Source organism: Geotalea toluenoxydans JCM 15764 (assembly GCF_001311985.1).
Classification (GTDB): domain Bacteria; phylum Desulfobacterota; class Desulfuromonadia; order Geobacterales; family Geobacteraceae; genus Geotalea; species Geotalea toluenoxydans.
Window position 1 is genome coordinate 12,462 of the sequence record NZ_BBCJ01000026.1, and the last position, 21,866, is coordinate 34,327.

At 50.2% G+C, this 21,866-nt stretch carries 15 protein-coding genes and 12 pseudogenes; 12 read left to right on the forward strand and 15 right to left on the reverse strand.

What is annotated here, in order from left to right:
- Positions 1-19 precede the first annotated feature (19 nt).
- The 9 genes and pseudogenes from atpD to JCM15764_RS15720 all read right to left on the reverse strand — a co-directional run bounded on the left by atpD (position 20) and on the right by JCM15764_RS15720 (position 7,228).
- Positions 20-1,431, reverse strand: a pseudogene (gene atpD, locus JCM15764_RS15685) (F0F1 ATP synthase subunit beta).
- Positions 1,432-1,485: 54 nt separating this feature from the next.
- Positions 1,486-2,349 carry an ATP synthase F1 subunit gamma gene (gene atpG / locus JCM15764_RS15690; RefSeq protein WP_054697406.1) on the reverse strand — a complete coding sequence of 288 codons (864 nt, stop codon included), beginning with the start codon at positions 2,347-2,349 and terminating at the stop codon, positions 1,486-1,488.
- Between the two features lie 18 nt (positions 2,350-2,367).
- Positions 2,368-3,874: pseudogene (gene atpA / locus JCM15764_RS15695) on the reverse strand (F0F1 ATP synthase subunit alpha).
- A 9-nt stretch (positions 3,875-3,883) separates the two neighbouring features.
- Positions 3,884-4,427: pseudogene (gene atpH / locus JCM15764_RS15700) on the reverse strand (ATP synthase F1 subunit delta).
- A pseudogene (locus tag JCM15764_RS15705) lies at positions 4,424-5,039 on the reverse strand (F0F1 ATP synthase subunit B). Before JCM15764_RS15705 ends, atpH begins: the two co-directional pseudogenes overlap by 4 nt.
- Positions 5,040-5,465, reverse strand: a complete 426-nt coding sequence (locus JCM15764_RS15710) for a F0F1 ATP synthase subunit B (protein ID WP_054697409.1) — start codon at positions 5,463-5,465, stop codon at positions 5,040-5,042.
- A gap of 162 nt (positions 5,466-5,627) precedes the next feature.
- Positions 5,628-5,747, reverse strand: a complete 120-nt coding sequence (locus JCM15764_RS30110; protein ID WP_439645315.1) for a hypothetical protein — start codon at positions 5,745-5,747, stop codon at positions 5,628-5,630.
- Between the two features lie 122 nt (positions 5,748-5,869).
- A pseudogene (locus JCM15764_RS15715) lies at positions 5,870-6,463 on the reverse strand (ParB/RepB/Spo0J family partition protein); the annotation flags it as partial.
- Positions 6,456-7,228 (reverse strand): annotated as a pseudogene (locus tag JCM15764_RS15720) (ParA family protein). The pseudogenes JCM15764_RS15720 and JCM15764_RS15715, both read right to left, overlap by 8 nt.
- Positions 7,229-7,478: 250 nt before the next feature.
- On the opposite strand from JCM15764_RS15720, the pseudogene JCM15764_RS24375 reads away from it, so the two are divergent.
- The 3 genes and pseudogenes from JCM15764_RS24375 to JCM15764_RS24385 form a co-directional block, all read left to right on the forward strand.
- A pseudogene (locus JCM15764_RS24375) lies at positions 7,479-7,954 on the forward strand (Tll0287-like domain-containing protein); the annotation flags it as partial.
- Positions 7,955-8,014: 60 nt separating this feature from the next.
- Positions 8,015-8,368 (forward strand): HAMP domain-containing protein, encoded by a 354-nt coding sequence (locus tag JCM15764_RS24380; RefSeq protein ID WP_243689185.1) that lies wholly within the window; start codon positions 8,015-8,017, stop codon positions 8,366-8,368.
- Entirely contained in the window at positions 8,368-8,646 is a 279-nt protein-coding gene (locus tag JCM15764_RS24385; RefSeq protein ID WP_243689186.1) for a PAS domain S-box protein, read from the forward strand. Before JCM15764_RS24380 ends, JCM15764_RS24385 begins: the two co-directional genes overlap by 1 nt.
- A 15-nt stretch (positions 8,647-8,661) precedes the next feature.
- Here JCM15764_RS24385 and JCM15764_RS15730 read toward each other — a convergent pair whose 3' ends face one another.
- From JCM15764_RS15730 to hemL, 6 genes and pseudogenes are all read right to left on the reverse strand, one after another.
- Complete coding sequence (locus tag JCM15764_RS15730) at positions 8,662-9,378, reverse strand: phosphatase (RefSeq protein WP_054697412.1); 717 nt, start codon at positions 9,376-9,378, stop codon at positions 8,662-8,664.
- 154 nt (positions 9,379-9,532) lie between these two features.
- Positions 9,533-9,808, reverse strand: a complete 276-nt coding sequence (gene atpE, locus JCM15764_RS15735; protein WP_012645555.1) for an ATP synthase F0 subunit C — start codon at positions 9,806-9,808, stop codon at positions 9,533-9,535.
- A 72-nt stretch (positions 9,809-9,880) separates the two neighbouring features.
- Positions 9,881-10,568 (reverse strand): annotated as a pseudogene (gene atpB / locus JCM15764_RS15740) (F0F1 ATP synthase subunit A).
- A gap of 5 nt (positions 10,569-10,573) precedes the next feature.
- On the reverse strand, positions 10,574-10,957 hold the full coding sequence (locus JCM15764_RS15745) for an ATP synthase subunit I (RefSeq protein WP_054697415.1): 384 nt from the start codon (positions 10,955-10,957) through the stop codon (positions 10,574-10,576).
- Positions 10,929-11,189, reverse strand: a complete 261-nt coding sequence (locus JCM15764_RS15750) for an AtpZ/AtpI family protein (protein WP_243689173.1) — start codon at positions 11,187-11,189, stop codon at positions 10,929-10,931. Before JCM15764_RS15750 ends, JCM15764_RS15745 begins: the two co-directional genes overlap by 29 nt.
- 100 nt (positions 11,190-11,289) lie before the next feature.
- Positions 11,290-12,573: a glutamate-1-semialdehyde 2,1-aminomutase gene (gene hemL, locus JCM15764_RS15755; protein ID WP_054697419.1), complete on the reverse strand. Its 1,284-nt coding sequence runs from the start codon at positions 12,571-12,573 to the stop codon at positions 11,290-11,292.
- 294 nt (positions 12,574-12,867) lie between these two features.
- Between hemL and JCM15764_RS15760 the strand changes: the two genes are divergently transcribed.
- The 9 genes and pseudogenes from JCM15764_RS15760 to nuoI all read left to right on the forward strand — a co-directional run bounded on the left by JCM15764_RS15760 (position 12,868) and on the right by nuoI (position 21,863).
- Positions 12,868-13,224, forward strand: coding sequence for an NADH-quinone oxidoreductase subunit A (locus JCM15764_RS15760; protein WP_012645560.1), 357 nt, complete (start codon positions 12,868-12,870; stop codon positions 13,222-13,224).
- Positions 13,215-13,726: pseudogene (locus JCM15764_RS15765) on the forward strand (NADH-quinone oxidoreductase subunit B). The gene JCM15764_RS15760 and the pseudogene JCM15764_RS15765 overlap by 10 nt, the downstream one beginning before the upstream one ends.
- Before the next feature lie 39 nt (positions 13,727-13,765).
- The gene (locus JCM15764_RS15770) at positions 13,766-14,251 is read left to right on the forward strand and encodes an NADH-quinone oxidoreductase subunit C (RefSeq protein WP_054697487.1); all 486 of its coding nucleotides are present in this window, start codon (positions 13,766-13,768) and stop codon (positions 14,249-14,251) included.
- Between the two features lie 41 nt (positions 14,252-14,292).
- Positions 14,293-15,464 (forward strand): annotated as a pseudogene (gene nuoD / locus JCM15764_RS15775) (NADH dehydrogenase (quinone) subunit D).
- Positions 15,465-15,491: 27 nt separating this feature from the next.
- Positions 15,492-15,998 carry an NADH-quinone oxidoreductase subunit NuoE gene (gene nuoE / locus JCM15764_RS15780; RefSeq protein WP_054697422.1) on the forward strand — a complete coding sequence of 169 codons (507 nt, stop codon included), beginning with the start codon at positions 15,492-15,494 and terminating at the stop codon, positions 15,996-15,998.
- A gap of 34 nt (positions 15,999-16,032) precedes the next feature.
- Positions 16,033-17,814 carry an NADH-quinone oxidoreductase subunit NuoF gene (gene nuoF / locus JCM15764_RS15785; protein ID WP_054697425.1) on the forward strand — a complete coding sequence of 594 codons (1,782 nt, stop codon included), beginning with the start codon at positions 16,033-16,035 and terminating at the stop codon, positions 17,812-17,814.
- Between the two features lie 42 nt (positions 17,815-17,856).
- Positions 17,857-20,342 (forward strand): annotated as a pseudogene (locus JCM15764_RS15790) (molybdopterin-dependent oxidoreductase).
- Between the two features lie 48 nt (positions 20,343-20,390).
- Positions 20,391-21,436 (forward strand): annotated as a pseudogene (gene nuoH, locus JCM15764_RS15795) (NADH-quinone oxidoreductase subunit NuoH).
- A 28-nt stretch (positions 21,437-21,464) separates the two neighbouring features.
- On the forward strand, positions 21,465-21,863 hold the full coding sequence (gene nuoI / locus JCM15764_RS15800) for an NADH-quinone oxidoreductase subunit NuoI (RefSeq protein WP_012645568.1): 399 nt from the start codon (positions 21,465-21,467) through the stop codon (positions 21,861-21,863).
- Positions 21,864-21,866: the final 3 nt, after the last annotated feature.

Below are 21,866 nucleotides of genomic sequence, written 5' to 3' on the forward strand. Positions count from 1 at the left end.
AGTCGTTACGGCAAAACAATTAAACTGCCAGCTTCTTTGCTTTCTCAATTGCTTCTTCAATAGTGCCGACCATATAGAAAGCTTGCTCGGGGATATCGTCATGTTTGCCGTCTACGATCTCCTTGAAGCCTTTGATGGTATCTTTCAATTCGACATATTTGCCGGGGGAGCCGGTAAAGGCTTCTGCAACGTGGAACGGCTGGGAGAGAAAACGCTGGATCTTCCTGGCACGTGCAACGACCAGCTTGTCTTCTTCGGAGAGTTCATCCATACCGAGAATGGCGATAATATCCTGGAGATCCTTATATTTCTGCAGTACGTACTGGACCTGACGAGCAATGGCGTAATGTTCCTCGCCAATGACCTGCGGATCAAGAATCCTGGAGGTAGAGTCGAGGGGGTCAACAGCAGGGTAGATGCCAAGCTCTGCGATCTGGCGGGACAAGACGGTCGTAGCATCCAGGTGTGCAAAGGCAGTGGCCGGAGCAGGGTCGGTCAAGTCATCGGCAGGAACGTAGATAGCCTGAACGGAGGTGATGGATCCTTTGTTGGTTGAGGTAATGCGCTCCTGCAGCTCGCCCATCTCAGTGGCCAGGGTCGGCTGGTAACCAACGGCTGAAGGAATACGGCCGAGAAGAGCGGAAACTTCGGAGCCTGCCTGGGTGAAACGGAAGATATTGTCAATGAAGAGGAGCACGTTCTGACCTTCCTCATCACGGAAGTATTCTGCGATGGAAAGGGCGGAGAGAGCAACACGGGCACGGGCTCCCGGCGGTTCGTTCATCTGGCCGTAAACCAGGGCCGCCTTGTCAAGAACGCCTGATTCCTTCATTTCCATCCACAGGTCGTTTCCTTCACGGGTACGCTCGCCGACGCGGCGAAGACCGAGAAACCGCCGTGCTGCTTGGCGATGTTGTTGATGAGCTCCATGATGAGAACGGTCTTGCCGACCCCTGCGCCACCGAACAGACCAATCTTACCACCCCTTGCATATGGAGCAAGCAGGTCAACAACCTTGATGCCTGTGGTGAAGGCTTCTACTTTTGTTGACTGATCAACGAATTCAGGAGCCTCACGATGGATACCGTACTCCTTGTCGGCATTTACCGGACCCATTTCGTCAACAGGCTCACCGATAACATTGAGAATGCGGCCGAGGGTCTTGCGACCAACGGGCACTGATATCTGCTTTCCTGTATCCAGAACAGCCTGACCGCGAACCAGACCATCGGTCGAGTCCATGGCGATGGTTCTGACCGAGTTCTCGCCCAGATGCTGGGCAACTTCCAGCACCAGATTGTTCTCATTGTCGTCGATCGCCGGATTGGTTACCCGGAGAGCATTGTAGATAGGAGGCAATTTGCCCGGCTCGAACTCAACGTCGATAACCGCGCCGATGACCTGCGATATTTTTCCGATGTTCTGACTCATGTAACCTCTTCCTCCTGCGGCCTGTGCAGGCCTCTATTTTGTATGCGTTAAGCTTTATCCTTTTATTGATTCAGCGCCGGAAATAATCTCCATCAGTTCGGTAGTAATAGCGGCCTGACGGGCGCGGTTATACTGGAGTGTCAGTTTACCGATCATTTCGTTGGCGTTTTTCGATGCACTGTCCATGGCTGTCATTCTGGCCCCATGCTCGGAGGCCACTGACTCTAGGAGAGACTTGAATATCTGGACTTCAATGTGTTTCGGCAGCAACTCACTGAGGAGTTCGGACTTGGAGGGCTCGTAAATATATTCGGGTGCGTACTCTTCGTCTGCTGCTTCAGGTGGTGTTACAGGCAGAAGCTGTTCCAGTGTTATATCCTGGGACATGACGCTACGGAAAGCATTATAAATGATAAAGACTTCGTCGAATTCCTCGTCCAGATAACCCTGGATTACTTCCTGGGCCAGCAGGGCAGCTGTCTGATAGTTGAGGTTGGAGAAAACTGTGCCGAAATTCTTGAGGATCTTCTGCCGGTTTTTCAGGAATTCATAACCCTTGCGACCGATGGTCATGATGGAGAGATCGGTGAATTCAGCACCCCGTTCCCTGACGAAACGCTCTGCAGCTTTGCAGAGGTTTGCATTGAAGCCACCGCACAGTCCACGGTCGGATGTGACGACGATCAGCAATGCTTTTCCGGTGGTACGTTTAATCATCAGCGGACTGGAGTCCGCGTCCTGATTCCTGGACAGCCTGCCCAGCACTTCGCCAAGCTTCGCCGCGTAGGGACGGGCAGCTACGACATTTTCCTGGGCGCGGCGCAGCTTTGCAGCGGAGACCATTTTCATGGCCTTTGTTATTTGTCCCGTATTTTTGACCGAGACAATGCGCTTTTTTATACTTTTAAGACTCGCCATGCGAAGATACCGTCCTTATTACGCAGTAAATTCCTTCTTGAATTCTTCCAGTGCAGACACGATTTTAGCCTTGATATCATCGTCAATGGCTTTTTTGTCGCGCAGTTCAGCCAGGAGGTCGTTCTTTCTGGCATCGAAGAAGCTGTAGAGTTCGGATTCATAACGGCCTAGTGAGGCAACCGGATACTCGTCAATATAACCGTTGTTAGCAGCAAAGATGATCAGAACCTGCTTCTCATTCGGGATAGGACGGTATTGTGGCTGCTTGAGTACTTCAACGAGGCGCTCACCACGGGCCAGCTGCATCTGGGTTGCCTTGTCAAGGTCGGAACCGAATTGGGCAAAGGCTGCCATCTCACGATACTGGGCCAGGCTGAGACGGAGGGTACCGGCAACCTGTTTCATTGCTTTGACCTGGGCAGAACCACCGACTCGGGAAACGGAAAGACCGACGTTGATGGCGGGGCGAACGCCCGAGTAGAAGAGGTCTGATTCAAGGTAGATCTGACCATCGGTGATTGAGATAACGTTGGTCGGGATGTAAGCGGAAACGTCACCTGCCTGGGTTTCGATGATCGGCAGTGCAGTAAGCGAGCCGGCGCCGCATGCATCGGAAACCTTGCAGGCACGCTCCAGCAGACGACTGTGGAGGTAAAATACGTCACCGGGATATGCTTCACGTCCGGGAGGACGACGAAGGAGCAAGGAAAGCTGGCGATATGCAACGGCCTGCTTGGAAAGGTCATCGTAGATGATCAGGGCATGTTTGCCGTTGTCGCGGAAGTACTCACCCATGGTCACACCAGTGTATGGGGAGATGAACTGAAGCGGGGCGGGTTCGGAAGCGGTAGCTGCCACGATGATGGTATAATCCATGGCGCCGTGCTCCTGCAGCTTGCTTACAACCTGAGCGACCGTGGAGCGCTTCTGGCCGATAGCGACATAAATACAGACAACGTCGCCACCCTTCTGATTAATGATGGTGTCTATGGCTACCGCGGTTTTGCCGGTCTGACGGTCGCCGATGATCAGCTCACGCTGACCGCGTCCGATCGGAACCATTGCGTCGATAGCCTTGAGGCCGGTCTGCATCGGCTCATGAACCGACTTACGCTTGACAATGCCAGGGGCCTTGACTTCAACCTTGCCGAATTTGTCGGTATTGATCGGGCCTTTACCGTCGATGGGCTGTCCGATAGCGTTGACGACACGGCCGATAAGGCTTCACCGACTGGAACCTCCACGATGCGGTTGGTTCTCTTTACTGTGTCCCCTTCCTTGATCTCGCTGAATTCACCAAGAATGGCGGCGCGACGTTGTCTTCCTCAAGGTTGAGGGCCATGCCTGAAATACCGCCTGGGAATTCGAGAAGCTCGCCTGCCATGGCCTTATCAAGACCATGGATACGCGCAATACCGTCACCGATGGAGATGATGGTACCGGTTTCTGCGACCTCAACTTCGGAACCGTATTCCTTGATCTGCTTTCTGATAATCTCGCTGATTTCTTCCGCTCTGATTTCCATAGAAACGTCTCACCCCTTCTGTAATATATCCTGAATTTTCGCTAACTGCGTTTTTATGCTTCCGTCAAATACCTTGTCACCGATCTTTGTCACAACTCCGCCAATCAAAGAAGGATCGACCTCTACTTTGAGCACGACCTTTTTTTCCCGTGGCCTTGGTCAGGGAGTTTTTGATTTCGTCGATCTGGCTCTGCTCGAGTGGCAAGCCCGAAGTCAACGTCGGCCGGATGACGCCGGAAAGGTCATCGGCAAAGCTGTTGAAGCTCTCAACAATCTGCGGCAGGAAAGGAAGTCTGTTCCTGTCAAGCAGCAGTTGGAGAAAATTGGCGACATTGTTGGAAAGCTCGAGCTTGGTCATGATCTCTTTGAGGATTTCCTTTTTTGCTTCGATGCCGTAAGCAGGGTTACTGAAAACAGCAGTCAGGCTTGTGCTCCCGGCCAACACTCCGGTGAACTGGCTCAACTCGCCACTGAACTTATCGACATTGCCTTCTTCGGCGCCAATTTGAACCAGTGCCTTGGCATAACGTTTTGCGATCGCATTAGTACTCAATGTAGCGTCACCACCTTGGAGATATAGTTACCAACCAGCTTGTCCTGGTCACCTTTGTTGATATTTTCCTTGAGTTTCTTCTCGCAATCTCAACAGCCAGACGTGCAGCTTCTTCCCTGAGCTCGGCCTTGGCCTTCAGGACTTCCTGCTGTGCCGTCTGTTCGGCCTGTTCCTTGATCTTCTGGGCAGCGGCCTTGGCTTCGGCAATAATGCGTGCCTTTTCCAGCTCCCCCTCCTGCTTCATTGCTGCGGAAATATCTTCAATTTCCCTGTTGGCCTTTTCCAGTTTCTCACTGTACTCGGCAAACTTCTTTTCGGCCTGTTCTTTCGCCTCGACTGCTCCTTGAGCATCTTTTCAATGCCGGTACGACGGTCTGCCAGGGCTCCTTTTACGTTCGCCTTCTTCAGTGCCCAGGCCAACAGTGCAAAGAGGGCGGCAAAGTCAAGGCAGCGCCAGGCGAAGTCTTTCATCTGTTTGCCGGTGTCCACTTGGTGTGCGCCTTCGCCTCCTTCCGAGGCGAAGCCTAAGGCAGCAAGGGCGACCAATAAGACACAGACCGCCAGGGTAACTTTTGCAGGTGTAGGTGCTATGTATTTGCGCATGCTTCTCATCTAAATACTCCTTCCAAGAACTTTTTCGCAGATTTCAGAAGAAAGGGACAGCGCTTGCTCTTTAAGGAGTTGTCTGGCATCGGCTGATTCTTTTGCTACCTTGCTTTTGATTGCGGAAAGGGTATCGGCCGCATCTTTTCTTGCTTTATCGATAATAGCAACTTCTTCAACCTGAGCTTCTTTGCGCAGGCCGGACCGCTCGTCCGTGGCGCGAGCCTTGATCTCACGCATGCGGCTCTCATAGAGGGCGTGTTTTTCCTGGACTTCTTTGTCAACGGACGCTGACTTCTCTTTTGCGCCGCTGATTTCGGCATTTCTTTGGGCAAGCACCTTCCTGATCGGCTTGAAGAGGAAGATGTTGAGAACAAGCATCAGGAGCAGAAAATTGACAAGCTGGAAAACGAAGGAAAAGTCTAGATTAATCACCCAACCACCTCTTACTGTGTTGTGAATTTAAGTTAAGTTATTTTTATTTACGATATCTTGGAGTACTCAGGAGGTAAAGCACGTGATAGCTATCATACCACCGGTGAGAAGTCAAGTTATTTGTCTGAAAAAACCTTGTAGTTTTTCTGAATCAGGATGGTTTTAGAGGTTAAGCAGTTCGATGAGGCGGATCAGCTCCTTCTGGTCATGGTAACTGATCTCGATTTTTCCTCCCTTGCCGCTTGGACGGAGGTTGATTTTGGTTTTGAAGTGGCGCTGCATCCGCTCGGTGAGATCAACCAGGTGTGGATCTGCTTGCTTTTTAGGTTTGGCCTGCTTGTTGGCTTCATATCCTTGACCAACGATTCGGTGGCTCGCACAGTTAATTTTTTTCTTACTACCGTCTCGCGAGCTTCTTTCATCTGTTCTGCAGTATCGAGCGTCAGCAGCGCCCGGGCATGGCCCATGGAAAGTCGATCTTCAATGACATCGAGCTTTATTTCGGCGGGTAATTTCAGAAGCCTGATGGCATTAGCTACGGTGGAGCGGTCTTTTCCAACCCTTTTCGCGAGCTCCTCCTGGGAAAGATTGAATCGTTCCAGCAGAGAGTGGTATGCCTCAGCTTCTTCGACGGCATTGAGGTCTTCACGCTGGATATTTTCAATCAGAGCCATTTCAAGGGCAGTATCCTCGGAGACATCCTGAATGACCACCGGAACCTCGCGAAGTCCGGCTTTCTGCGCGGCGCGCCAACGTCTTTCACCAGCAATCAGCTCGTAATGACTTCCTTTGGCTACAACGACCAATGGCTGAATAATTCCCTTTTCGCGGATGGATGCAGCCAATTCCTCAAGCTTGTCATGGGCGAAAGATTTGCGAGGCTGATCTTTGTTGGGGCGGATTTCTTCTATGGGGCAACTGAAAAAGCGCCGTCCCTCTTCCTCGACTACGGGAAGAAGTGCGGCCATTCCTTTGCCCAGGCCGGTTTTTTTAACCATGCTGCACCTCCCGGCTGATTATTTCCTTGGCAAGATCCATATAGCTGGTTGCTCCACGGGATGTTATATCGTAAAGAATGATCGGTTTGCCATGGCTGGGAGCTTCGGAAAGTCTGACGTTGCGTGGGACAACGGTTGTGAATGTTTCTTTCTTGAAGTGATTCCTTATTTCCTCGCTTACCTGGTGAGAAAGATTGTTTCTGGCATCGAACATGGTAAGAAGGATTCCTTCAATCCTGAGAGAAGGGTTTAGCCCCTTCTGAACCAGGGTTATGGTTTTCAATATGTGCGATAGCCCTTCCATGGCGTAAAACTCACACTGCAGAGGTATCAGCACTGATTCGGCCGCGGTCATCGAGTTGACGGTCAGTAATCCCAGGGAAGGGGGCAGTCGATGAGTATGTAATCATAGGCTTGGACAAGGGGGGCAAGGGCGTGTTTCAGCTTCAATTCCCTGCCGATGATAGAGACAAGCTCCAGTTCGGCTCCGGCAAGCTCGCCGTTTGCCGGGAGTATGTCCAGGAATGGGAAACTGGTCTTGAGGATGGCTTTGTCCGGCTCAACATCATCAATAAGCACATCGTAGATTGTTGCTTCCAGATTGCTTTTGTCGATGCCTACACCACTTCCGGCATTTCCCTGGGGGTCCATGTCTACGAGCAGAGTCCGTTTTTCAGCCACTGCCAGTGAAGCGGCGAGATTGACAGACGTTGTCGTTTTGCCCACGCCACCTTTTTGATTGGCTATGCAGATTATCTTTCCCATATGGTATTGTTCCAAATAATTGTTAGGTAGACTGTCGACTCATTCAAGGAGGAGGATTCCGCTCGGAGCGGAAGAAAACTAACACATCAGCGCCTATATGGAAAGTTTTTTTTAAAGATCGGCGGGTTGCCTGCCCCATAGCCGTGTTGCTTCCCTTAATGTGCACGGTATACTTGCTGGAAATATTGCGCAGGGGGGCACCATGTCTCGCTTTGGTTCTCTGAGTATCAATACGAAGTTCAATCTGATCATGTCCTGCCTGCTGATCGTGTTGTTCCTGTCAGCGTCCCTCCTCATCTATCAGCGGCAACGGTCACTGATTCTGAAAGTGGCCGTTGACAATGCACGCAACATTGCCAAGCAGATCATCGAGACAAGGGATTACATCTCGTCCGTGGAGCATGGTGAACCTGAGCAAAATTATGCCTTGGTGCCCCAGGTAGTCGCTACGCAGATCGCCGCAAGGATGACCAGGGACACCAAGTTCTATGTCCGCCAGGTGTCATTACGTTACCGCAACCCTGGAAATCGGCCGGATGACTATGAGACCGAACAGCTGCAGAAATTCTCAGGCAAGGTCGTCAGGGAGAATTATCGGGTTGTCAGGGCTGGCGGGGAGGAGTCGTTTCGCTACATGCAATCAATGATTGCGAAAAATCCTGTCTGACCTGTCACGGTAGTTATGAAACCGCCCCTCAATTTATCCGGAAACGTTTTCCTCGCGGTCATTATTCGTACAACTATAAACTTGGAGAGGTTATAGGCGCAGTTTCAGTAACCATTCCCATGTCCGAACTTTATCGCGATATCGGCACCAACCTTAAGTTGGACCTCATATACCGGGCGATCGTTTTCTTTATCATCATTGTGATTATGGCTGCTCTGCTCAAACGCATCATCATTCGTCCCATCAGGATGCTCTCTGAAAGCATAACCACTGTTACCAGAACCGATACGTTTACGCCGCTGCCAAAGGCCTCAAATGATGAAATCGGTGATTTGATTGGGGCATTTAACGACATGATGGATGAATTGGGCCGTAAAACGGCGCAGAGCCGTGAGTCTGAACAGCGGTACAGAGAATTTATCGAAGTAGCCAGGTCTGCCGTCATAACATTCATGACCGATGCAAGATTGTAATTACCAATCAGAAGGCCGAGGAACTATTGGGTTCAAGCAGGTTGGAACTCCTTGGAGAGAACATATTCAACTTCTTCCTGGAAGGTGAGCGGCTGAAACAGGAGGTTAATCTTTATCTGGAGGAGATCAGGAAAGGCAAACGATCGGCCGCCACAACTCTTCATGTGGTGCGCAGTGTTGCAGGAGGCGAGCACAGGGTGGAGGTGGCTCTCTCTGCAACTCAGACGGATTCACAACCTATGATCACTGCAATTCTGCGGGATGGGGAGGGACGGTAAGGGGTGTCGCAGGGCTCAAAGCGGCGGCAGATGGAGAAAGCTGAGAAGTCTGGCCATTGATGAGTTTACTACCTGCGTCTCGGTAATGCCTGCTTTGGCCAATAGGAGGAGGGCATCGTCGAAAACGCCTACTCCCTGGGCGATATGGGCATCGCTACCGACAACGAGGGATGCACCATAGCGGGCGATAAGCCCCACAAGCTTTTCGCAGTTGGGCCGGCTTCCTTCACGGCTGATTCCCAGGGAAGCGTTGTTGATTTCCAGAGCTGTTCCCGTATCCAAGGCTGCCTTTACAATTTTTTCGTAATCGAGTGGAAACAACGGGTTTCCCGGATGGGAAATGGCATGTATCCGCGGGTTGGACATGGCATTTATGACAGCCTCGGTATTGCGCTCGATCCCTTGGCCATCGAATCCGCAGCCTTCGTGCAGCCCCGTCATTACAAAATCAAGGCGCTCCTGGTAACGGTCAGGCAGATCGATATCTCCGTGCTCATTGAGGATGTTGGCTTCAGTGCCGCAGAGAATGCGAACTCCTGCTATTTCCCGGGGAATGAAACGAATGGCGCCGAAATGGTAAAGATGGGGGCCACCGGGCATTGCCGGGCCGTGATCAGTCAGAGCGATAGCCTTCAAACCTTTGCGTGCTGCAGCCTCTGCCAGCTCGTTCACCGTAGAATATGCGTGACCTGAAGCTATGGTATGGGTATGCATGTCGGCTATCAGTTCCATGGTTGAGACTATTTCACACTCCCCTGGGAAAGTCAAGTAAGACTAATAGTTTAGAGCTGTTACAGAATCCTTGAGCCCTCAGCCGAGCAAAATGAATACATAAAAAAGGGTGCACCTGTTGGTGCACCCTTTTGTTAACCCTGCTGAGACGAAATTACTTCGCGACAGTTTTTGCCAGTTCGAGAGCGATATCCTTGTAGGGGTTGGCGAAGAGGATGATCAGACAGACAACAAGGGCGTAGATGGCAAGAGATTCGATCATGGCCAGACCGATCATCATGGTGGTGAGGATCTTACCGGAAGCGCCGGGGTTCCTGGAAACGCCTTCAACAGCACTTTTGACTGCCAGACCCTGACCGATACCGGTTCCGAGGGTTCCAAGTGCCATACCGATACCTGCTGCGAGAACACACATTGTAAAAAAACTCATTTTTCCTTCTCCTTTGTTTTGAATATTTCCTAAATAGTATAGGAAAAAGCTTTATGGTTGGTAACAGTACAATTAATGGCCTTCTTCCAGGGATCCCTGGATATAGATCATTGCCAGCAGCATGAAGACGAAGGCTGGATGAAAGACACCAGCACCCCCATCAGCATCATCGGCAAGGGGACCAGAAATGGAGCGAGGCCGAAGAAGATCATCAGTACGAGCTCGTGGCCATTCATATTGCCGAACAGACGAAGGGTAAGCGAGATTACTCGGCTGAAGTGTCCGATGACCTCGATGAAAAACATCATTGGCGCCAGCCAAAGAATCGGCCCGAGGAAGTGTTTGATGTACTTCACACCATGTTCCTTGATACCGACGATGTGTGTGGTGACGAAGACAATAACGGCACATGCCGCAGTGGTGTTGATGTTTGCTGTCGGCGGAAAGAATCCCGGGATGAGCCCAATGAGGTTGGACACCAGAATAAACAGGGCGAGTGTTGCAATCAACGGGAAGAAGGGTTTGCCATGCTCTCCCATTGTTTCAACAACCATGTTTTCGATTCCACCGATGATTACTTCCATGAAATTCTGCATCTTGCCAGGTACAGATTTCAGGCCTTTTGTCGCCAGTATGGAAACGATCAGCAGAAGGGCTATGATCAGCCAGGTGTAGGCGATGGCATCGGCGCCGCCTTCGGATATGCCAGCGGGGTCAGAAGATGTCTGAAAAACTGCAGAAAAAGAAACGGATGAACCATTGATGCTAGCCTCCTTTGAGGGACAGATATATGGATAATGCAATTATATTGACAACAAGTACCGACAGGCCGATCAGAAGGCCGAAGATATGGACTTTTGCATATATAACCAGAAGCAATACTGCGACCGCCAGAAGGGCCAGTCTCACAACGTAGCGCAATATGGCAAAACGGGGCGCCACCTCAGCCTGCAGCAGCAGAGCCCTCTGCAGAATGTTGCGCAACCAGTAAAAATTGACGACCGACAGCAGGCCGCCTGCCAAGATGCCTGCGGAAAAACGGGGTGAGGTAAATGAAGATGCGATCAGCGACAGCAGGATGGTCAAGGCGATGCTGGCGCGGGAAAGAAGGGTAAAGAAATTATTTTCGCTTATCTTCACCCTCGTCATCTTTTTTTATTTCTCTTCCGGCTATTATAAATATATTACGGAACCCTGCGACAATGCCGAAAAACAGAAAAATGAAGAAGAACCAGGGCCTCGTATCAAGCCATTTGTCAAGTGTCCAGCCTATGTAGACGCCAAGAGCGATTGCAACCGCCATGGAAATTCCCATGGTGGATATCATTCCAAGAGTCTTGATCAGCCTTTTTTTTTTCCTCATCCATATTGCATGCGCCATTTTTCAGGGCTACTTCAAAACAAGGCTTGATAGCACATTAAAGGCGAGCTTGTCAACCATATTGCAACATGTTGTCACCAGTGGACGTGTTTTATAGATTCTACAGTGCCTTGAAAGATTTTTCAGCGGCAGCAATGGTTCGATCCAGGTCTTCGGTGGCATGGGCTATGGAGACGAAGGCAGTTTCATACTGTGAAGGAGCCAGGTATATACCCTCCCCAAGCATGAGACGGAAATATTTGGCAAAAGCTTCGGTGTTGCATTTGGCTGCAGTTGTCCAGTCGTAGACAGGGTCTTTGGAGAAAAAAGCGCAGAACATGCTGCCTACTCTGGTTGAATAAATGGGGAAGCCGGCTTTCTCAGCTGCCCTGGCAATACCCGCGGCAACGTAGGAACTTTTTTCTTCGAGCTTTCGGTAAAAGCCTTCTGCCTGCAGAAGCTTCAGCGTTTCAATTCCTGCTGTCATTGCCAAAGGATTTCCCGAGAGTGTTCCCGCTTGATAAACCCCTCCAGAGGGAGAAAGCAGTGTCATGATTTCCTTCTTGCCTCCGAAAGCGCCGACCGGCAACCCGCCACCAATTATTTTGCCAAGTGTCGTCATGTCCGGCGTAACACCGTAGACTTCTTGCGCTCCACCGTAAGCAACCCTGAACCCGGACATTACTTCATCAAAGATGAGGACGATTCCTTCCTGGGTACACAGGGTGCGCAGACCTTCAAGAAAACCTTCCCGGGGAGGTACTGTACCCATATTGCCTGCAACAGGCTCGACGATGATACATGCGACTTGGCCTTTGTTCTCTGCAATAAGAGTCTTCACCGATTCCAGGCTGTTATAGTCAGCAGTGAGGGTGTGTCGAGCAAAGTCCTGTGGCACGCCAGGAGAATCCGGCACCCCGAAAGTTGCGGCACCGGAGCCTGCCTTGACCAGGAGTGAGTCGGAATGGCCATGGTAACATCCTGAGAATTTGAGGATCTTGTCCCGACCGGTGTATCCTCGGGCCAGTCGTATTGCGCTCATAGTGGCTTCGGTGCCGGAACTGACCATTCTCACCATTTCAATTGAAGGAACAGCATTAATCACCATTTCTGCGAGAGTGATCTCAAGTTCGGTGGGGGCGCCGAAGCTGCAGCCGCTATCTACTGCAGCTTTGACAGCGGAGGCTACTTGAGGATGACAGTGCCCGAGAATCATGGGCCCCCAGGAGCCTACAAAGTCGATGAACTGGTTGTCATCCACATCTTCTATCTTGCAGCCGGAGGCCTTTTTAATGAACAAAGGATCTATGCCAACAGACTTGAAGGCTCGAACAGGGCTGTTTACCCCGCCGGGAATGGAGTTCTGCGCTTGTTTAAAAAGGTTGGCCGATCGGCTGAAATTCATGAATTAATCCCCTAACATATTAATTTTAATGCCTTATCGCTGTGGTTCGTATCATGAAAAACTGCATGCTGTCAAGGGAATTAATCACCCGTTTCAGTGGCCTTGTGGGGCAAAAAAGGATGGCTTACAGTCCCATTTTTTTCCTTGACAAAGAATGTTAAATGACTTAAATTCCGCGTGCTGTATACAGTATACTATTTAAAGCCATGTACAGCTAAGCATGAAGCCAGTCCGCAGTATATGTGGCGCTGATAGGCTAATGAAAAAAACATCAGTTCAGGAGGATGGATAAAAATGCTTGGTGCCTATCTACCGATTATTCTATTGGTCGCTGTTGCAGTGGCTTTTGGTCTGGGTTCAATCATCTTTTCATCGCTTATCGGACCCAAAAAACCATCCGAAGTCAAGTTGTCGCCGTATGAATGTGGCGTGGAACCGGTCGGCAGTGCCAGGGAGCGGTTCTCCATCAAATTCTATATTATTGCGATGCTGTTTATCCTTTTCGATATAGAGGCTGTGTTCCTTTATCCATGGGCAGTTCTCTTTAAAAGACTCGGTATGTTCGGCCTTATGGAAATGGGCGTATTCATAGTCATTCTTTTTGTCGGTTATATTTATGTCTGGAAAAAAGGAGCCTTGGAATGGGAGTAGAGCAACCATTGGGAGATAATATTGTAACAGCTTCCTTGGACGGACTTGTCAACTGGGCAAGAAAAACCTCCATTTGGCCGATGACCTTTGGTCTTGCTTGTTGCGCAATCGAAATGATGGCTACAGGTGCGGCAAAGCATGACCTTGACCGCTTTGGTATTATATTTCGCGCATCACCGAGGCAGGCTGACTGCATTATCATAGCGGGTACGGTGACCAAGAAGATGCTGCCTGTCATCAAAACTGTATATGAGCAGATGCCCGAGCCGAAATGGGTGATTGCTATGGGTGCCTGCGCCTGCTCCGGTGGGGTATTCGATACATATAGCGTCGTGCAAGGTATTGATGAGCTTTGCCGGTAGATGTCTATGTTCCTGGCTGTCCTCCACGCCCTGAAGCACTCCTTTACGGTATTATGAAGCTTCAGGACAAGATCGGCAAAGAGCGGAATTCTTTTGGCTCTGCGATCGGGCTTGGTGACAGGCTGGAGCCGGCCGCTTAGTGTAATTATCATAATACCAAAGGAAAAGGTATGGCTGATATGGCAGAAAATAATCGTGCAGTAATCAAGCTAAAAGAAAAATTTGCTTCCTCAATAATCGACATCAAGGAATTCAGGGGTGAAGTGACAGTCACGGTAAAGAAAGAAGATATCGTGTCCATCTGTTCTTTTCTTAAAGAACAGCAGCGCTACAACCTGCTCACTGACATCACCGCAGTTGATTATCTTGGTAGTGATCCAAGGTTTATGGTTGTCTACAATCTGTATTCTATTCCCAATAAGGATAGAATCCGTATCAAGGCTCCCGTCTCCGATAGCGACTGTACAATAGACACCGTGTACGGCGTCTGGAAAACAGCTAATTGGCTTGAGAGGGAGGTATACGACCTGATGGGTATCGTCTTTAATAATCATCCTGATCTTCGCCGAATTCTCATGACTGACGACTGGGTCGGACATCCGCTACGCAAGGACTACCCTCTGCAGGGACCTGACCGGGAACCCTATAAAGGTCGGTTGTCCTAATTGGAATAAAATCAGTATCTATCTCAAAATAGAGGCGAACAATGGCTAGTAAAGAGATAATGACGGTAAATATGGGTCCGCAGCATCCAAGTACGCACGGGGTGTTGCGGCTGGTTATCGAGCTGGACGGGGAAATCGTAGAAAAGGTCACCCCTCATATAGGCTATCTCCATCGTGGTGTTGAAAAACTCTCTGAGCACCGCACATATCACCAGACGATTCCTCTAACTGACAGGCTGGATTATCTGGCACCGTTGAGCAATAACCTGGGCTATGTCCTTGCCGTTGAGAAATTGCTCGGCATAGAAGTTCCGGAGAGAGCGCAAACCATCAGGGTTATTCTGGCCGAACTGACCAGGCTCAAGTCTCACCTGGTCTGGATTGCAACACACGCTTTGGATATCGGCGCCATGACTGTGTTTATCTATGCCTTCCGCGAACGTGAAAAGGTCATGGATCTTTATGAGAAAATATCCGGTGCCCGGATGACAGCCAGCTATTTCCGCGTGGGTGGCCTGTCCAGAGAAGTATATGAAGGCTTCGAAAAAGACGTCCAGGAAATCGTCGATACCTTTCCCGGGCATTTCGACACCTATGAGGGGCTGCTGACAAAGAACACCATCTGGTTGCAGAGAACAGTGGGTAACGGAGTCATTTCGGCCGAAGATGCAATTGATTATGGAATCACTGGACCTGCTTTAAGAGGTTCGGGTGTTGATTGGGATCTGCGTAGGGATAATCCATACAGCGGCTATGAAAAATACAAGTTTGAGGTGCCTGTCGGTCAAAACTGTGACACCTTTGACCGATACAAAGTTCGCCTGGTGGAAATGCGAGAGGCGGTTAAGATAGTCAAGCAGGCTCTGGACTCCCTTAAGCCCGGTCCTATCCTGCTGACGCACCTCAGGTTTGCTACCCCCCCAAGGAAGACGTTTATAACACTATTGAGGGACTCATTCATCACTTCAAAATCGCCAGCGAGGGGTTTCCCGTTCCTGAAGGTGAGGTATATCAATCGGTTGAAGCACCAAAAGGTGAGCTTGGATACTACATTGTCAGTGACGGTGGCACAAAACCTTACAGAATGAGGATTCGTCCGCCTTCATTCGTCAACCTGCAGGCTATCGAGAAAATGGCAAAGGGCTCAATGATTGCCGATCTTGTCGCAGTCATCGGAACCCTCGATATAGTCCTTGGTGAAATCGACAGGTAACTCCAACTAATAAAGGAGATGGAGTACATGAGTAACGCTCCAGCCGAAGAACTACAAGCAGAAGAAATAGACCTGAGTGCAGCAAACCAGGTGATCGATAAATTCCTGACCCTGCCGGGTAATCTGATGCCGGTTTTGCAAGGCATTCAGGAAGAATATGGGTATGTGCCGAAGCCGACTATTGATCTGGTCGCTGAAAGGCTGAATGTCTATCCGAGTCAGATCTATGGCGTTCTCACTTTCTACGCTCAGTTTCATCTGAAGCCGCGCGGCAGATTCATCATCAGGGTCTGTGTGGGAACTGCCTGCCATGTCCAGGGTGCTGAGCGAATAGTCGATACCTTCTTCGATAAACTCCATATCGGTCATGCAGAGACGACCTCTGATCTTCGCTTCACTTTTGAGAAGGTCGCCTGCTTGGGTGCATGCGGCATGGCGCCTTTGGCAATGGTCAATGACGATACTTTTGGCAAGATGACTGTTCAAAAAGTCGAAGAGATCATCGCGGACTACAGCCAGAGGCCGATGAAATAGTAGCTCTATAATTTCCAGTAGGGGATCATTTTTTATGAGCGAAAATGAAGCAATAAAGATTCTGATCTGTCAAGGTACTGGTGGTATCTCAGCCGGCGCAAAAAAGGTAGAGCAGGAATTTACAAAGCTGATAGAGGAAAAGGGGATCAATGCCGTCATTGGCAAGCGTTGCGATGTCATCAAGACAGGATGCCGTGGCCTCTGTGCCAATGATGTTCTCGTTGACGTCATAACCCCCGAGCTGGGCCGGGTCACATATGACTTCGTCGTTCCTGAGGATGTCGCAGCCATTCTTGATGAACATATTGTCAAGAGTACCCCGATCGAAAAGAAGAAAGCGAAGCCATATTACAATACATTCGTCGACCAGCAGATGCGAGTCGTCATGTCCGGGTGTGGCCAGATTGACCCGGACAGCCTGCAGGCGTATCTTGAAGAAGATGGTTTCAAAGCCATCGAGAAGTGCGTCAAGAACATGAAGCCCGCTGAAGTAATCGACGAAGTTAAGAAATCCGGACTCCGTGGCCGTGGGGGTGGTGGCTTCCCAACAGGCATGAAATGGTCTTTCTGTGCAGCTTCCCCCGGAGACAAGAAATATCTTATCTGTAACGCCGATGAGGGTGACCCCGGTGCGTTCATGGACCGTTCCGTACTGGAAGGTGATCCATTCTGTATCATTGAAGGTATGATGATTGCCGCCTATGCCATCGGCTGCTACTACGGGTATGTATATGTCCGGGCCGAGTATCCTCTGGCCATCCAGCGTCTTCAGCACGCCATCGATATCTGCTATGAGAAAGGCTGGCTCGGCAAGAACATTCAGGGTTGGGGCTTCGACTTCGACATGCGCATCAAAATGGGTGCAGGTGCTTTTGTTTGTGGTGAAGAGACTGCCCTGATGGCCTCCATTGAAGGCGAGCGCGGCATGCCCCGGCCACGTCCGCCGTTCCCAGCGGTTAAAGGCCTCTGGGGCAAACCGACTAACATCAATAACGTTGAGACTTTTGCCAACGTTCGCCATATCATCAACAGGGGAGCAGACTGGTATGCCTCCCTGGGTACTGAGACCACCAAGGGGACAAAGATTTTTGCCGTTACCGGTAAGGTGAAGCACACGGGCCTGGTTGAGGTTCCTGCCGGCATGTCAGTGCGCCAGGTTATCTACGATGTCTGCGGTGGTATAGCCAATAACAGAAAATTCAAGGCTGTCCAAGCCGGGGGGCCATCCGGCGGTTGTATCCCTGCCGAGGTTCTTGATACTCCTGTAGATTACGATTCACTTATCAAAGCCGGCGCCATGATGGGTTCAGGTGGTCTGGTCGTCATGGACGAAACCACGTGTATGGTTGATGTGGCCCGCTTCTTCCTGTCCTTTACCAGGATGGAGTCTTGCGGTAAGTGTGTCCCCTGCCGTATTGGCCTGAAAGCCATGCTTGATATCCTCGAAAGTATAACGGAAGGGCGTGGCAAGCCAGCGGATATCGACACTCTACTGGAGATGGGAGCCACCATAAAAAAGGCTTCCCTATGCGGCCTGGGGCAGACTGCACCCAATCCGATTCTGTCCACAATCAAGTATTTTCGCCACGAGTACGAGGCCCATATCAATGACAAGCGGTGCCCCTCCAACTGCTGCAAGGAATTGCTCCTTTGGCAGGTTGTCGAGGAAAAATGCGTCAAGTGTGGTGCTTGTCTCAAAGCCTGTCCTTCCAATGCAATCATCTGGGAGAAAGGTCAAATTGCTTACCTGGATAAGGAAAAGTGCACCAAATGCAAGTCCTGCTATGACGCATGCCGTTTCATGGCCATTGAGTAGCTGATCATCAAGTATACATCCGAGGGAGAACAGAGGGTCGAGATGGTTAATCTTACAATCGATGATAAAAAGGTAACTGTACCTAAAGACGCTACCATTTATGATGCGGCCAAGGCAGCCGGTATAAGAATTCCCATTCTTTGTCACGATAAGAAACTACATCCGTTTGGCGGCTGTCGGATGTGTCTTGTCGAAGTAGAGCAGATGAAAGGTCGTCTCATACCTGCTTGTACCACACCGGTTACCGAAGGTATGACTGTCAGGACGACGACGCCGGAGATCGTCAAAGCCAGAAAACTTGTATTGGAGCTTCTCCTCCTCAAACATCCTGTTGACTGCCCGGTTTGCGATGCAGCCGGTGATTGCGATCTGCAGAACCTGACCTATGAATACCAAGTAAATACCAATCAGTTCACCGACGAAAAATTCAATCACAAGATAGACTACGAGAATCCGCTCATCGAGCGGGATATGAACCGTTGCATCCATTGCGGTAAATGTGCACGTATCTGTGACGAAATAGTTTCTTTCGGTGCCTATACATTTATAAACCGCGGGATTGAGGCCAAGATGGGCACCGAATTCGACGGCCCTCTTAACTGCGAGTTTTGCGGATCATGCGTGTCTGTTTGTCCGGTAGGGGCTCTCGTCTCTCGTCCCTTCAAATTCAAGGCTCGTTGGTGTCCTTAAACAAGGTTAAATCAGTCTGTTCATACTGCGGCACCGGCTGTCAGCTCACATTGGGAGTGAAGGATAATAAGGTCCTGACCACTGTCTATGATGAAAACCAGGGGTTCCATAACGGCCAGCTCTGCACCAGGGGGCGCTTCGGTTATCAGTTTGTCAACAGTGACAAGCGTCTTGCTACTCCGCTGATCAGAAGAAACGGCAAACTTGAGCCGGCAAGTTGGGACGAGGCATTGACTGCCGTTGCAGAGGGGCTGAAATCAGCAGAGGCTTCAGGAAGCGATGCTGTGGCAGGTTTGATCACGCCGCGCCTTACCAACGAGGAACTTTATCTGGTAAGGAAGCTCTATAAAGATGTTCTTGGTTCAGAAAATTTTGACCATTCTGCAGGCTATGCCCATAGCGCCCTGAGTGCCGGAGCATTCGAAAGTCTCGGCTTTGCTGCTTCTCCTTCAACGGTTACCGATATCCAAAAGAGCGACCTTATTCTGGTCGTCAAGACCGATGCTTATGAAACCCATCCGGTGCTCGGTTTTGAGATCAATCTCGGCGTCAAGCGGAACGGCGTTGACCTGCGCATCATCTCGGACAAGAAGGGTAAACTTTCCAGACTCCCCAAGGCAAAAACTTATGTGTACAAGCCTGGCAACGAGGTATTTCTTGTAAACGCACTGGCTAAGGCGATAGTCGATAATAATCTGGTTGACGCCACAGCAACAGGCATTGCCGGTCTTGAAGATTGCAAAAAGTCATTGGAATCCTATACCCCCGTTCAGGCTGCCGAAGTGTGCGGCATACCCGCAGAGGAAATAGTCGCCCTTGCCACAGATTATGCCAAGGCTGACAAGGCGCTGATTATTCTTCCTCTTGGCCTTGGCTACCCGGGACATGACAAGGCACTTGCCCAGGCACTCATAAATCTCGCCCTTGTTGCTGGAAAGATTGGCAAGGAAGGCTCGGGTGTTCTGATAATGGGCGAGAAAAACAACAGTCAGGGTGCTGTTGACATGGGTATCTATCCCGCAGGCAAGGGAAAAGGTGCCTCCGCCATCATCGATGCCTGCTCTGCTGGTACTATCAAAGCACTTTATGTAATAGGTGAAAACCCTGTCGTCTCTTATCCGAACCGAAAGAAAATAACCGATGCACTCGACAAGGTCGGATTTCTCGTGGTGCAGGACCTTTTTCTAACCGAAACCGCCGAGAAAGCCAATGTTGTTCTGCCCGCCTGTTCCTTTGCCGAAAAGGAGGGAACCTTCACCAGCGTCGGCAGGATTGTTCAGCATGTTCAAAAAGCCATCAAGCCGGTTGGCCAGAGCCGCAGCGACTTTGATATACTGAATGGCTTGAGCGGTCTGTTGGGAGGCGCTACTTTCAGTGACCCCGGAAAGGTCTTTGCTGAAATCGCCGGGGCAGTTAACGGCTACGCCGGTCTGTCATACGATAAGCTTGGCCAGGAGGGTGCACTTATTCCCGTTACAACCAGGCCAAAATTTGTACCGGCTCCGGCTCGACAAAGCACAGCTGAGGCCGGCAAGTATGCGCTGGTTACAGGAAGCGCTCTCTACCATTGCGGTACGATGTCCCGTTTTGGCGAGGGTCCAATGCATGTCTGTCCCGAGGGTTACGCAGAACTCAGTAGAGAGGACGCTGCTGCACTGAAAATTGAAGAGAACGACCTGGTAAAGGTCGCCTCTGCAGGGGCTGAAATCCAGCTCAAGGCAAAGATCAGCATGCGGATGCCGAAAGGGGTGGTCTTTGCTCCCTACCACTTCAATGAACAGTCGATCAATACCATAACCGATGGCAATCCAGTTACCTGGGTAGCTATCCGCAAATAATTCTGTAACTTAAAAAGCTAATTTTACTAAAGAGGGGAAGACAATCAGATGGATACGCTAATCTTAGGACTGCCAGTTGCGTACTACATAGCAATGATTGCCAAAGTGCTCGTAGCCTTTGTCTTTGTGTTATTGACGGTTGCATATGCCACTTACGCTGAAAGAAAAATCATCGGCCATATGCAGGTGCGTCTTGGTCCCATGAGGACCGGCTGGCACGGACTGCTCCAGCCCATTGCCGATGGGTTGAAGCTTTTCTTCAAGGAAGAGATCATTCCGGCGCAATCTAGCAAGTTTGCCTTCCTTTTGGCTCCTCTTGTAGCTCTTATCCCGGCATTTATCGCATTTGCAGTTATTCCTTTCGGGGAGACGATAGAGGTTGCCGGTTATAAAGTTCCCCTGCAGATTGCTGCCGTCTATGACCCTGCTGGTGACAGAATCCTCGATGTCAACGTGGGTGTGCTCTATATCCTTGGTATGGCTTCCCTGGGCGTTTACGGGGTCGTTCTGGCAGGATGGTCGTCAAACAGTAAATACTCTCTGCTGGGAGGACTCAGGGCTTCAGCGCAAATGGTGTCTTATGAACTGGCTGCAGGACTGGCAATCGTTGCCGTCTTCATGCTCTCCGAGTCACTTTCTCTGCAGAAGATAGTTGCAGATCAAGCAGGTTTTGCCTGGTATGCTTTCAAACAGCCGCTTGCCTTCGTTATCTTTTTTATCTGCTCTCTTGCTGAAATCAACCGTACCCCATTCGACCTTCCCGAGGCTGAAACTGAGCTTGTCTCCGGATTTATCACCGAGTATTCAAGCATGAAATATGCAATGTTCTTCATGCTGAATATGCCAACATGGTAACTGTCTGCGCCGTTACGACCACCCTGTTTTTGGGCGGCTGGCACGGTCCTGCGTTTCTTCCGGGCTGGGTATGGTTCATTGCCAAGGTCTACTTCCTGATTTTCGTCTGCATGTGGATCAGGGCAACCTACCCCCGATATCGTTATGACCAGCTTATGAGGCTCGGCTGGAAGGTGTTCCTGCCCTTGACTCTGCTCAATGTAGTGGTTACAGGAATTGTAGTTACGCTTTTAAAATAGAATCAAATTTACAGGCGAGGTATCACCCATGATAATGCCGTTGCTTAAAGGTTTAGGGATCACACTAAGTCATCTTTTCAAGAAGCCGGTTACTCTTCAATATCCTGACGAAAGGCCGGAGGTAGCTCCTACATTCAGAGGCCTTCATGCCCTTAATATTTCCCATGACAAGGCGAAATGTGTTGCCTGCTACCTTTGTCCCACTGTCTGCCCGGCTAAGTGCATCAAAGTAGAAGCGGGTGAAGATGAAAATCACAATAAGTACGCTGCTGAGTATGAGATCGACATGCTGCGTTGCATATTCTGTGGCTTCTGTGTTGAGGCATGTCCTGTGGATGCAGTGCGCATGACCGAGGCTTTTGAACTTGCCAACTATACACGGGCTGATTTTGTTTTTTCAAAAGAAAGACTTTTAGAAAAGAAATAAAGG